This is a genomic window from Paraliobacillus sp. X-1268, assembly GCF_003426095.1.
Lineage (GTDB): Bacteria > Bacillota > Bacilli > Bacillales > Amphibacillaceae > Paraliobacillus_A > Paraliobacillus_A zengyii.
Map to the genome: position 1 here is coordinate 16,191 of NZ_QJSK01000011.1, position 12,454 is coordinate 28,644.

Here is a 12,454-nt window from a genome sequence, read left to right on the forward strand (position 1 = left end):
CGATCATTAAAATGCTGATCAGATACACTATTTATTTTTCTGGAAATATGGAATAATAGAGATAGATATTACATAGAAAGTGTGGGGATTAGAATGTCTCAAAAAGATACATTAACAAAGTATGGAGAACTTGCGATTAAAACAGGTGTTAATGTCCAACAAGGGCAGGGGTTAATTATCAATGCTCCCATTGAAGCAGTTGATTTTGTTCGAAGTCTTACAAAAGAAGCTTATAAAGCAGGGGCAAAAAATGTTCATATCCAATGGAGTGACGATCAGCTGACTTATCTAAAAATGCAACATGCACCACTTGCCGTGTTAGAAAACTTTCCAACTTGGCAAGCAGATGGTCTGATTGAAATGGTAAAGGAAGGATACTCCCTTTTAACTGTGTATGGTCCAGATCCAGACTTGCTAAATGGAATTGATGGCGAACGTATCAGTGCGGTAACGAAAGCAAGTGCAAAAGCCTTAAGTGAATATCGTGATTACGTGATGAATGATCGTGTAACATGGTCAATAGTAGGTTTTGCATCGAAAGCCTGGGCAAAAAAAGTATTTCCATATTTACCTCTAGAGGAAGCGCAAGAGAAATTATGGGAACAAATCTTTTTTATTACACGTGTAGATCAAGATGATCCAGTAGCCGCTTGGGAAAAACACAATGAAAAATTAAGGTCAGCCCGAGAGTATTTAAATGAGAAACAATATAAAAAATTGATTTATCGTGCAGCAGGAACAGATTTATCAATTACTTTGCCAGATGGTCATATTTGGCAAGGTGGATCAGGGCCATCAGAAAAAGATATAGAATTTAATGCGAATATTCCAACTGAAGAAGTGTACACCTTGCCTGATAAATATGGTGTAAATGGTACAGTTACGAGTACCAAGCCACTTAGCTATGGTGGAAACATTATCAATAATTTTACTCTTACATTCAAGGATGGAAAAGTGGTTGATTTCTCAGCACAAGAAGGAGAAGAATCATTAAAAAATATGCTTGATACAGATGAGGATGGTGCCAGGCGCCTAGGGGAAGTGGCACTTGTACCACATGAATCTCCAATTTCAATGTCAGGATTAATTTTCTTTAATACCTTATTCGATGAAAATGCATCTTGTCATCTAGCCTTAGGAAAAGCATATCCGACCTCCATTGAAAATGGTTCGACAATGTCTAAAGAAGAGCTTGATCAACATGGGGTGAACGATAGTTTAATTCATGAAGACTTTATGATAGGTTCAAGTGATATGGACATTGATGGTGAAACAGAAACTGGAGAAACAGAAGCTGTTTTTCGAAATGGTAACTGGGCAATTCAAATATAGTTAGAAGAAATGCGTGCTCAATGGAAATTGGCACGCATATTCTTTATATATTATTCTTTTATTTGGACAACAATTTTTTTAACTCTTCTATCCGTAACATCATCTACAATAATATTTAGTTTGTCGTATGAAAAGGTAGCACCTATCTCTGGAATAGCTTCAAACTTCTCGATAATCCAACCACCAAGGGTATGATATGAACTCTTGGGAATAGGCACATTCATAATATTAGCGAAGTCATCTAAAGGATACTGTGCATCAAGCCTATAGTTAAGGTCGTCGATTTGGGAAAGAGAAGTTAACTTTTCATCTTGCTCATCCCATATTTCTCCTACAATTTCTTCTAATATATCTTCTAACGTTATTAAACCTGCTGTACCAGAGAATTCATCTAAAACAATTGCCATATGAACTTTTTCTTTTTGTAAAGTTGGTAATAAAGTTGATATTTTTGTTGATTCTACAATGAATAAGGGTTCTCTAAGCAGCTCCCTAATATTTAATTCTTTATATCTAATCATATGAGTAAGGAAGTCTCTTTCTGACAATATTCCAATTATATTATCAGTATTACCTTCATAAACTGGTATTCTTGAAAACTGCTCAGAAAAGAAAACTTCTTTCATTTCATCTATTGATTGATTAACATCAATGGCTACCATATCAATGCGAGGTGTCAAAATTTCCTTAGCAATCGTATCATCAAAATCCATTGATCGGTGAATTAATTCACGTTCTTCTTTATCAATAACTCCTTCTTCTTCACTAATATCAAGCATTACTTTCAACTCATCTTCAGTAACAGAAGGCATTCCGTCACTTTTAGCAAAGAAATTTGAGACGAATACTTTTAATTTAATGAATAGAAAGTTAATAGGGGCAAGTATTTTTATTAAAAGAAATAGTATACCTGAAATTTTCAAAGCATATGTTTCAGCATGTTCTTTTGCTAAAGATTTAGGTAATATCTCTCCAAAAATTAATATTAAAATTGTCATGACAATGGTACTGATTACTATAGCGCTATTTCCGCCGACTAAATCGGTAGCTATTTTTGTAGAAATACTTGCAGCTGCAATGTTAACGATGTTATTACCGATTAAAATTGTCGACAATGACTTATCGAAATTTTCTGAAATATATAATGCTTTTTTACTTCCACTTTTGCCTGCTTCAGCAAATTTTTTAATTCTAATTTTGTTGAGACTAGAATAAGCTGTTTCGGCAGACGAGAAAAAGGCTGATAACAGGATTAAAGATATAAGTAAAAAAATCGCATTCAGTGGTAAATCGTCCAAAAATGTCACACTCCTAATAGTTTAAAAAAATTTTTGAAACCTTAATTGAAAAGGTATACAAAAGGTATTATAATATAAAGCTTTATACGTGTACAGTTAATTGTATAGGAGTTAGATCTTAAAGATAAATTAATTAGTTAGTAAATTACTCTAAATAATTACAAGGATTACATTAAATTAAAAATCCATTACAAGTTGATTAACGGCATTTAAATTTGCTTATTTTATCATATAATGGGTATATAGATAAAAGGGATCTTTCAACTAGATAAGGGTGAGTGAAATGAAGCGAGATGCTTTTTTTGATAATGCTAAATTTATATTGATTTTTTTAGTAGTATTTGGTCATATGATTCAACCGTTTACGCATGATTCAGCAATTATGCGTGTCAGCTATGATTTTATCTATCTATTTCATATGCCTGCATTTATTCTGCTAAGTGGATTCTTTGCTAAAGGAATAGGAAATGCAGGGTATATTTGGAATTTAACTAAAAAGTTAGTCTTTCCGTATGTGGTATTTCAGGGTGTATATTCGGCGTATTACTTTTTAATTGGAAACGCTAGTTGGCAAACCCCACTATTTCAACCACATTGGTCATTATGGTTTTTACTAAGTTTATTCTCTTGGCATCTGTTATTAATACTATTTAAGAAAATATCACCAATGGCAGGGATTATTATCGCAGTGGGAATTGGAATTAGTGCTGGTTATATAAATGGTATCGGAGCGGAATATAGTCTTTCTAGAACTTTTGTCTTCTTCCCATTCTTCTTAATTGGTTACTGGATAACAAAAGATCAAATAAAAAATTTAACGCATCCAATTGTGAAACAAGTAAGTTTTGCAACAATGAGTCTCGTAGTAATACTACTTGTCTATCTACCTAGCTTTTCATCGCATTGGTTACTCGGATCGTTTGCTTTTGCAGATTTAGATCAACCAATATGGGGAGGTTTCATACGTCTAGGTATTTATCTTATTGCAACAATATTAACCTGTAGCTTATTTGCCTGGATTCCTCGCAAACAATATAGATGGACCAATTTTGGCAAACAAACACTTTATGTTTATTTATTGCATGGATTATTCATCCAATTATTTCGAGAAGCAGGTTGGTTCAGAGTAGATCACATACTTGATGTCTTCGGATTAGCTGTCTTATCGCTTTTAATCGTTTTGCTATTATCAAGCAAAACAGTGTTCATGTCTTTTCAACCAATTATCGAGGGCAGATTAACTGAGATCAATCAAAGATTAACAGAAAGAAAAACCAGAAAAAACAAACAAGTAAACTATCAATAACAAAGACCTTTTTCGCGAGTATTGTTATGCTATTTGGATTTTAGAGAAACTACGACGTACCATTCTTATCACAAACAAAAATCTATTAATTTAGACACGATACGCTACGCAAGCCAATGGTCTCCCTTTCCGCAGGCACGGCTTCAGCTAACTCGGAAGCAAAGAACACTTCCGAGTGGATCTTCAGCCCATGCTATTCCTGCTGGAGAATCGACCATTGGCTTCCTCCGCTGGTTTGTAGTAAAAAAATGAAGAAATGACTAATCTATTTTACTGGCAATTAACATATAAGAAGAGAGATTACAATTATTTAATAAAATAGCTTTTTATTTTCTGGGAATATCAACCACCTGAGTTGCTAATTTAGCTACCACCCCATTTATCAAGTCGCTAATTCTTACTTGTAATTGCGTGCAAACAAATGAATAAGAACTATATCAGCGAAGGAAGCAAATGCTTGACACTCCTACGGGAACAGCGAATGTTTTTGATGGGATGAGTAATCGCAATCCCACGAGCCGAAGATCCACTTGGTAAAGTGTTTTTCTTTACCAAGTTAGCTGAGGCCGTGCCCGTGGAAAGGGAAAGCATTTGCTGACGTAGCGGGTAAGACCAAAATGTTACGTAGCAGTTGATGATAATTTAGTCATAAACTATAAATGATTTAGATATTAATAACAAAACACGTATCCGTTATGGATGCGTGTTTTGTTATTAACGTAAAAGGTAAGAGAATCCTGCAATTGCTAATGAAATGGCGGCTATTAAACCTGTATATAATGCAAACTTTGTCCTGGAATTACGGTGTTTGCTTGTTTCCGATTGATAACTAGATCGTTCTCGATGTGTACGGACAGTTGTCGGAAGACCACCAATAAGAAGCATCGAAATAATCAAGGCAATAACGCCAATAATAAGGAAAAATGACACATCAACACTCCTCTCTAGAAAGTTACGTAGCAATATAGTACATATTTATATTACGAATAAATTTTATCAAAAGTTTCATTTAAACGTATCTGTTTAAAGTTCGATCTACAGCGGTCCCGTAACCTTCACCGAATAAGGTTAAATGGACCAGAAGATAATAAAGTTGGTATAACGGTTTCACATCATTATAGTAATCTTCAATCGGCATGACTTCCTTGTAGGCGTTGTAAAAGTCCTGTGGAAACCCGCCAAATAATTCTGTGAAAGCTAATTCAAATAAATGATCACCATAAAAAACAGCAGGGTCAATTAGAAATGGTTTACCATTAGCGCCAGTTAACCAATTTCCGCCCCAAAGATCCCCATGTAATAAAGAAGCTTTAGGGTTAGCAGGAAGCCATTTATCAATATGATTAATTAATTTTTCTAATTTAGCATAGCGTTCGTTTGATAATCTGCCTCGTTCATTTGCGAGAAGAAGTTGCGGAAGTAAACGATAATCACGCATATAACTTATCCACGTATCGGTAAAATCGTTTACTTGTGCTAAGGATCCGATAAAACCATCTTGGTCTAACCCGTATTTTTCGTGATGATGTTGATGAAGTGCAGCAACTTGCTCCCCTAATTCAATTGTCGACTTTTCTGTTGATTTCCCTTCAATCCAATCCATTACGAGTATGGCATGTTCATGTTGCTTTGGTTCATTGTAGTAATGGACTGTTGGAACAGCGATTGTATTTGTATTCTTAATTAACTGAATTCCATTTGCTTCAAACGTAAAAAAGTTGGCCGGTACATGTTGATTTGTTTTTACAAAGTAATTTTTATTGTTTGTTTCCACACGATATGCTTGGTTAATATCTCCACCTGAGATAGATCTAATAGTCTCAATAGTCGCATTTGGATTGATTTTTTCTATTGCTTCGTGTATGATTCGATTCAATCTGTTCACTTCCTTTACTTAATTATAAATGCTTATTTGGCATAATTTCAAATGCTATCCATTTCAACTAAAGGATTTGAATTGTATAATAGGAAAAGAAGTTTTAGGGAGGCATAAAAAGTGATAACAAATAAAAAAGTACTGCAAAAAATGCAGCAAGAAGTACAAACTGCACTTACAAAACACGACCAACTAAGTGAAGTGAAAGAACATGCTCGAGCAATTCGGTTATTATGTGATTTAGTTTTAGATACGGAAGAAACTGAAACTGTAGCTAATTCTACACATGTACAAACACACGATGCGCAAGAAGAGCTAGAACTTCGAAAAATGATGGGCGAGTCACCTGCATCATCAAAACCTACTGTTACAAATGGCTCACCTCAATCAAAGCCTCTTGTTGAAGAGGACGCTAATGGGGATTCGTTATTTGATTTTTAAATAGGGAAATGTGTTATTTAATAAAAAATATTAGGAGGATGGAACAATGAAGTTTTTTTTATTACTTGGAATTATTAATGGATTTATCGCAGTTGCATTAGGAGCATTTGGTGCACATGGACTAGAAGGTAAGATTTCTGAAAAGGCAATAGCTACATGGGAGAAGGCCGTTCAATATCAAATGTTTCATACTGTCGCATTACTAGCTACAGGTTTTTTATTAGCGAAGTATCAAATCACAAGTGTCTCTTTGGCAGGCTGGTTTTTTCTAGCGGGAATTATTCTTTTTTCGGGTAGCTTGTACATCTATTCAACAACCGCGATCAAAACATTTGCATTAATCACACCGCTTGGAGGCGTAGCTTTCTTAGTAGGTTGGATATTACTTGGATATGCTGTAATGAAAGTTGTTTAATTTATAACCTATATTATGTAAAATACAAATAACTAACAAAGACTAGGATTAGAATAACACGTAAAACATGATAGGCAAATTGAATGGTATCATGATTCTTCCATTCAATAAGCCCTTCACATAATAGGTTAACAGCTAGCATAAGACAAGTTACATATGCAAGAAATATGTACCCAGAGAACACTGTTATAATACCGAATACTATTGCTAAAAGTAACGTTAAAAATTGTAATTGTAATAACCTTTCATGTGGATGTCTCATCATGCTTTTCCTCCAAATAAAGTAGTCCTTGCCTCTTGATTAAAAAGCAAGGACTTCTTATTTCTCGGTGCAACCGACCGAAGTGCTCTCCCTTTAAAACATGAGGTGAAATGAAGCTGTTTAAGCGAGAGTTGCAACGGACGGTAATTTAACTAAAAAACAGTGTGGAAAGAGAAAAAGATACCTTACTGCTGAAGTTTTACTTTATCAATTAGCGGGCACCAGGAATATCGTAATTTATCTCCCCATCAAATGTAATATAATCTAAATAGACCATTAATAAGAGATAGCGTTTCGTAGTCTCTGGATCACTAAGGATAATATGATCTCTACCAGCTGCTTCGATTACGCCTTTAAACACTTTTGCATTCCAGCGATCGTTATTTTCAAAAGTCATATAAACAGTGGCTACTTTTCCTTTGTTTAGGCGCAAAATATTCTCAATGTAGGATTCTTCTAAAGGTAACATCCCTGGTACTTGGCTATAAGAAGGTTGATTTTGAGTAGGGCTTGTAAAGGCTTGTGCAGGATAATAAGCTGGTTGTTGGTAGCCTTGTTGATACATCCCAGGTGTGTAACCATAGCTAGGCATTTGTTGTGGCTGATACATCGTCTGTCCTTGTAATCCTTGTTGCTGTGTAACTTTGGGAGTTGGTTGCCCCGGCATTGGTTGCGCTTGAGCCATATATCCTCCAGCAGGTGTTTGGCGTTGCTTCTTTTCATCAGTCATTTATTATTCGCTCCTCTCATTATTTTACTTATATATGTGACTTCGTTAGCCCACATGAATCGTGCTAATAAATCTACTTCTTCTTTCATATCGTTCACAACAGCCATGCATTCACCTCATTTTGTTAAGAAATTCTCCACTACCTATACTTATGCATGGGCGAAAGAAAAATGATTGAAAATGGAAAGATAATTCATCTTCTAAAGGACTTTTATTAAGTTACTTGTATTTTCACTAATAAATAGCAATCTTTTATTTAGAAAATCACCCAATAAAAAAAGCCCCACATATGTGAGGCTTTCCTAATTTAGATGTGTAAAAATGTAGGGACAGTATCTTTTGTTAAAATATTACCAACGTAAAATGCACCAAATTCGCCATATTTAGCACTTACTTCATCAAAGCGCATTTCATATACCAATTTTTTAATATCTATTGCATCTTTGGCAAACAACGTAACACTCCATTCCCAATCATCAAAACCCATGGAACCAGTAATGATTTGTCTAATTCGTCCTGCATATTTACGTCCAGTCAAACTGTGTTCATACATTAAGTTACGACGGTCTTCCATTGGTAGGGAATACCAGTTTTCATCACCTTGTCGCCGCTTGTCCATTGGATAGAAACAAATATATTCCCATTTAGGTAAACGAGGTCGTAAACGTGCTTGTGTTCCAGGATTATCTTCTGGATTTTCTCCTTCTTTAACCATATATTTAGACAACTCGACAACTGATACATAAGAATAACTTTGCGTTGTAAAAGCAGCGAGGGATGATTTATTGAACTTTAATTCAGCTTCATTTAATTCTTTCATCGTTGGACGTAAGATCATAAAAATCATATCTGCCTTATGTCCGATAATGGAATAGACAGCATTACTTCCGGTTTTTGCTTCATCAATTTCTTCCCAATTTGATAAAAGTGATTGGAATTCTGCCAAAGCTGCATCTCTTGTTTCAGTTGAAGCAGCTTTCCAAGCGCCCCAGTTTATTTTGCGGAGGTCATGTAAACAATACCAACCATCCATTGTTTCTACTGCTTGTGCCATATTAATCTCTCCTTATTTTATAATTGTTATAATCTAAAAGTACTCATTGTTTTTAATATAACATAATTCGGGAATAGTAATCATACTGGAAGTTTTAATTTTAGTGATTTTAATCGTTGCTTCATAACGTATTGTCATAATTTAGACAAGATTTAATTCTAAAATGATTCAGACAGAAAGTAGCGTCTTTTCTAACGTAAAGAGGTAGGAAGTGAATAAAAGGGAAAGGAGAGGACGAGATCAAGCCAATGATTGAAAAAAAATAATCAGTAACACTTTCATTCACACACAAAAAGGCGTATTATATATAACAGAATAGATTTTGGAGGGTAAAAACATGAGCGATTTATATGAAATGTTAAAAGGTAGATTAAAAGGAAATAGCAGAAGAATTGTATTCCCAGAAGGATCAGATGAAAGAATTCTACAAGCTGCAAGTAAATTAGGCGAGGAAGGTTTAGTTCAACCTGTACTAGTCGGATTAAGAGATAAATTAGAACAGCAAGCGAAAGAATTGAATGTTTCTTTAGCAAATGTGGAAATTATTGATCCTAATAAATATGAAGCATTTGATGAAATGGTTGCGAGCTTTGTTGAACGACGAAAAGGAAAAGCAACAGAAGAAGCTGCACGTAAAATGCTTTTAGATGAAAATTACTTTGGTACTATGCTTGTTTATATGAACAAAGCAGACGGGTTAGTAAGTGGTGCGGTGCATTCTACTGCTGACACGGTTCGTCCTGCTTTACAAATTATTAAGACAAAAGAGGGAATTAAAAAGACATCTGGTGTATTCATAATGGTTCGCGATGAAGAGAAGTATGTATTTGCGGATTGTGCGATAAATATTGCGCCAGATAGCCAAGACTTAGCTGAAATTGCTTTAGCAAGTGCTGATACAGCTAGCTTATTTAATATTGATCCACGCGTTGCGATGTTAAGTTTTTCAACGAAAGGATCTGCAAAATCTGAAGAAACAGATAAAGTAGCAGAGGCTGTAAGAATTGCTAAGGAACAACGTCCGGAATTAACATTAGATGGCGAATTTCAATTCGATGCGGCATTTGTTCCTAGTGTAGCAGAGAAAAAAGCACCAGATGCAGACATTAAAGGTGATGCAAACGTATTTGTATTCCCTGGATTAGAAGCAGGAAATATTGGTTATAAAATCGCTCAACGTTTAGGAAACTTTGATGCTGTCGGACCAATTTTACAAGGGTTAAATAAACCAGTAAATGATTTATCTCGTGGTTGTAACACAGATGATGTTTATAAATTAGCGATCATCACTGCAGCACAATCTGTATAATATTTATGAAGAAAGGTTCCGCTGAAAAAGACGGAGCCTTTTCTGTATCTTTTGGGAGGGATTTAATTGCTTACAATAAATCGTGTCGTACTTCATCACCTGATAATGGAATATAAATACCCGTTTGTGACAAGTTTTGGGCGTGTGGAGCATAAGGACTTTTATATCATAGAAGTTATTGATGAAGATGGAATTAGTGGTTTTGGTGAAACAGAAGCATTTACAACTCCCTGGTATACAGAAGAAACAACGGAAACAAATCGACATGTGATAGAAAGATTTTTAGTTCCTTTGGTAGTAGCATCGCCAATTTCTCATCCAGAGGAGGTTGCGGAACGTTTTCAAAAGGTTCGTCGTAATAACATGGCAAAAGCGGCTGTAGAGAGCGCTGTTTGGGATTTGTTTGCGAAAAAGATGAATCGACCTTTATATCAGCTAATTGGTGGAACTAAACAAGTAATCGATGTTGGTGTTAGTATTGGCCTTCAGACATCTACGAATCAACTTTTAAAAGTGATTGATGACAAGCTTGCTTTTGGATACAAGCGAGTTAAGTTAAAAGTTAAGCCTGGTAATGATGTGGAACTTGTTCGAGAAGTGAGACGAGTGTTTCCTGCGATTGATTTAATGGTAGATGCGAATTCTGCCTATAAATTATCCGATTTAAAAATTTTAAAACAGTTAGATCAATTTAATTTACAAATGATTGAGCAACCATTAGCGAATGATGATTTTGTTGAACATGCATCTTTACAAAAACAATTACAGACACCAATTTGCTTGGATGAAAGTATTCATACATATAGTGATGTGAAAACTGCAGTAGCACTTGGTAGCTGTCAAATTATTAATGTGAAAATGAGTCGTGTAGGTGGAATTCAGGCTGTTAAAGAAATAGAAAAGTATGCAACAGAACATAATGTGAGTCTTTGGTGTGGTGGCATGCTTGAAGCAGGTGTTGGAAGAGCGCATAGTCTTGCGGTGGCGAGTTTAGGACAATTCACATTGCCAGGAGACACAGCAGCATCAGAGAACTATTGGCATCGCGATATTATTGCACCAGCTGTGCATGTGAAAAATGGCCAAGTTCAGATACCAAATAAATCAGGAATTGGATACGAAGTTGACAGAGACGCGCTAAAGCACTTTACAGTAGAAAAAATAGTTATCAATAAAAATAGCACGGACTAATCAAGCGGAAGTCCGCACTAATCCGTCGGAGCATGCATTAATTCGGCGGAAGCCGCACTAATTCAGCGGGAGTCCGCACTAATCCGTCGGAGTCACGCAGTAATTCGGCGGAAGCATGCATTAATTCAGCGGAAGGGCGCCATAATCCGTCGGAGTCCGCACTAATTCGGCGGAGTGCGCAATAATTCAGCGGAAGTCCGCCATAATCCGTCGGAGCACGCCTTAATTCAGCGGAAGTCCGCACTAATCCGTCGGAGTCACGCAATAATTCGGCGGAAAGACGCCATAATCCGTCGGAAGACTTCATCAAACATAGTCAAAAAGCACTCGTTAAGCTAAATCACCGAGTGCTTTTTGATTTCTATCAATCATATGTTGTTTTCTTTTTTTATATTCGATACTTTCTTCGTCCGTTAAATCAGTTTGATCACTTTCTGAAGTCAAATTATCCAATAGATGTGTAAGTTTATCTTTTACTTGATCGACTGTAATCTGCTCGCCAATTAGTTCGGATAAGGAACGCATGGTATCAGGTTTTACGGTTGGATAAGTGAATTTCGATGTTTCCCCTCTTAAGCCAAGATTGTAAAAATGTCGAATTAATTCTGCTCGTTCTTGTCCGTCACCTTCTACTGAAAGATAAATTTGAACAGCTATTCCGTCACGAACTCGTCGTTGAGAAATGCCAGCAAATTTTTTGCCATTGATACTTAAATCATATTCCCCCGGACAATAGGATCCAACAACCTCAAATGCTTTAATTTCATCTGTGTAATCTGTTAATAAATCTTGAATGAATGCGACCATGATATCGTATCCTTGATGAATGCCTACTGTATTTCCGCCAGAAAGTAAGAGTGATATATTAAGTACACCTGAATCAAGTACGACGGCTAATCCCCCAGAGTTTCGGACAACCGTTTGGTAACCTTGACTTTGCAACCAGCGCACAGCTTCCTCCATATAAGGTAAGCGAGCATCTGAAATTCCCAAGACGACCGTTTTGTCGTGTACCCATAATCGAATCGTGTGTGGTGCTGTATGTTTACTAACAGACAGAGCGATTGCATCATCATAAGCAAATGAATCCATTGCCTTTTCCGTTACGCTAGGATCACTGTGGTCAATTAGTCGATATGTTTTTCCAGTAAAAAAAGTTTTCCAATCTATCATGTGTTGTGCTCCTTCGTATGTAGCTATTATTTTCAATAGTTTTGATTTGTTTAAAGCTAGTACCTCT

Annotated in this window: 13 protein-coding genes; 6 read left to right on the forward strand and 7 right to left on the reverse strand. The window is 35.8% G+C overall.

Annotated elements, in window-relative coordinates; all coding sequences use genetic code 11:
* Positions 1–93 precede the first annotated feature (93 nt).
* Positions 94–1,332 carry an aminopeptidase gene (locus D2K62_RS12375; RefSeq protein WP_117161557.1) on the forward strand — a complete coding sequence of 413 codons (1,239 nt, stop codon included), beginning with the start codon at positions 94–96 and terminating at the stop codon, positions 1,330–1,332.
* A gap of 50 nt (positions 1,333–1,382) precedes the next feature.
* Here D2K62_RS12375 and D2K62_RS12380 read toward each other — a convergent pair whose 3' ends face one another.
* Positions 1,383–2,630 (reverse strand): hemolysin family protein, encoded by a 1,248-nt coding sequence (locus D2K62_RS12380; protein ID WP_112182244.1) that lies wholly within the window; start codon positions 2,628–2,630, stop codon positions 1,383–1,385.
* A gap of 283 nt (positions 2,631–2,913) precedes the next feature.
* On the opposite strand from D2K62_RS12380, the gene D2K62_RS12385 reads away from it, so the two are divergent.
* Positions 2,914–3,936, forward strand: coding sequence for an acyltransferase family protein (locus tag D2K62_RS12385; protein WP_117161558.1), 1,023 nt, complete (start codon positions 2,914–2,916; stop codon positions 3,934–3,936).
* A gap of 714 nt (positions 3,937–4,650) precedes the next feature.
* Here the strand turns inward: D2K62_RS12385 and D2K62_RS12390 are convergent.
* Entirely contained in the window at positions 4,651–4,866 is a 216-nt protein-coding gene (locus tag D2K62_RS12390) for a DUF5316 family protein (RefSeq protein ID WP_112182241.1), read from the reverse strand.
* Between the two features lie 79 nt (positions 4,867–4,945).
* Complete coding sequence (locus tag D2K62_RS12395) at positions 4,946–5,812, reverse strand: fructosamine kinase family protein (RefSeq protein ID WP_232828015.1); 867 nt, start codon at positions 5,810–5,812, stop codon at positions 4,946–4,948.
* Between the two features lie 120 nt (positions 5,813–5,932).
* On the opposite strand from D2K62_RS12395, the gene D2K62_RS12400 reads away from it, so the two are divergent.
* Both D2K62_RS12400 and D2K62_RS12405 read left to right on the forward strand, forming a co-directional pair.
* A complete protein-coding gene (locus tag D2K62_RS12400) occupies positions 5,933–6,253 on the forward strand; it encodes a YwdI family protein (protein WP_117161559.1) in 321 nt (106 codons plus the stop codon).
* Between the two features lie 46 nt (positions 6,254–6,299).
* Positions 6,300–6,668 (forward strand): DUF423 domain-containing protein, encoded by a 369-nt coding sequence (locus D2K62_RS12405; RefSeq protein WP_112182239.1) that lies wholly within the window; start codon positions 6,300–6,302, stop codon positions 6,666–6,668.
* Between the two features lie 13 nt (positions 6,669–6,681).
* Here D2K62_RS12405 and D2K62_RS12410 read toward each other — a convergent pair whose 3' ends face one another.
* From D2K62_RS12410 to hemQ, 3 genes are all read right to left on the reverse strand, one after another.
* Positions 6,682–6,930, reverse strand: a complete 249-nt coding sequence (locus tag D2K62_RS12410) for a hypothetical protein (RefSeq protein ID WP_112182238.1) — start codon at positions 6,928–6,930, stop codon at positions 6,682–6,684.
* A gap of 211 nt (positions 6,931–7,141) precedes the next feature.
* Entirely contained in the window at positions 7,142–7,660 is a 519-nt protein-coding gene (gene gerQ / locus D2K62_RS12415; RefSeq protein WP_232824324.1) for a spore coat protein GerQ, read from the reverse strand.
* A gap of 307 nt (positions 7,661–7,967) precedes the next feature.
* Positions 7,968–8,714, reverse strand: coding sequence for a hydrogen peroxide-dependent heme synthase (gene hemQ, locus D2K62_RS12420; protein ID WP_117149576.1), 747 nt, complete (start codon positions 8,712–8,714; stop codon positions 7,968–7,970).
* Positions 8,715–9,051: 337 nt separating this feature from the next.
* On the opposite strand from hemQ, the gene pta reads away from it, so the two are divergent.
* Positions 9,052–10,023: a phosphate acetyltransferase gene (pta, locus tag D2K62_RS12425; RefSeq protein WP_112182236.1), complete on the forward strand. Its 972-nt coding sequence runs from the start codon at positions 9,052–9,054 to the stop codon at positions 10,021–10,023.
* 105 nt (positions 10,024–10,128) lie between these two features.
* Positions 10,129–11,214, forward strand: coding sequence for an o-succinylbenzoate synthase (gene menC / locus D2K62_RS12430; RefSeq protein ID WP_112182769.1), 1,086 nt, complete (start codon positions 10,129–10,131; stop codon positions 11,212–11,214).
* Between the two features lie 330 nt (positions 11,215–11,544).
* On the opposite strand, the gene D2K62_RS12435 is transcribed toward menC, so the two are convergent.
* Positions 11,545–12,387: a lipoate--protein ligase family protein gene (locus D2K62_RS12435; RefSeq protein ID WP_112182235.1), complete on the reverse strand. Its 843-nt coding sequence runs from the start codon at positions 12,385–12,387 to the stop codon at positions 11,545–11,547.
* Positions 12,388–12,454: the final 67 nt, after the last annotated feature.

Excerpts from the sequence above, each read along its gene's own strand:
- D2K62_RS12375 (WP_117161557.1), top strand. The coding sequence starts at position 94 with ATGTCTCAAAAAGATACATTAACAAAGTATGGAGAACTTGCGATTAAA.
- D2K62_RS12385 (WP_117161558.1), top strand. The coding sequence starts at position 2,914 with ATGAAGCGAGATGCTTTTTTTGATAATGCTAAATTTATATTGATTTTT.
- D2K62_RS12405 (WP_112182239.1), top strand. The coding sequence starts at position 6,300 with ATGAAGTTTTTTTTATTACTTGGAATTATTAATGGATTTATCGCAGTT.
- D2K62_RS12410 (WP_112182238.1), bottom strand. The coding sequence starts at position 6,930 with ATGAGACATCCACATGAAAGGTTATTACAATTACAATTTTTAACGTTA.
- gerQ (WP_232824324.1), bottom strand. The coding sequence starts at position 7,660 with ATGACTGATGAAAAGAAGCAACGCCAAACACCTGCTGGAGGATATATG.
- hemQ (WP_117149576.1), bottom strand. The coding sequence starts at position 8,714 with ATGGCACAAGCAGTAGAAACAATGGATGGTTGGTATTGTTTACATGAC.
- pta (WP_112182236.1), top strand. The coding sequence starts at position 9,052 with ATGAGCGATTTATATGAAATGTTAAAAGGTAGATTAAAAGGAAATAGC.
- menC (WP_112182769.1), top strand. The coding sequence starts at position 10,129 with ATGGAATATAAATACCCGTTTGTGACAAGTTTTGGGCGTGTGGAGCAT.
- D2K62_RS12435 (WP_112182235.1), bottom strand. The coding sequence starts at position 12,387 with ATGATAGATTGGAAAACTTTTTTTACTGGAAAAACATATCGACTAATT.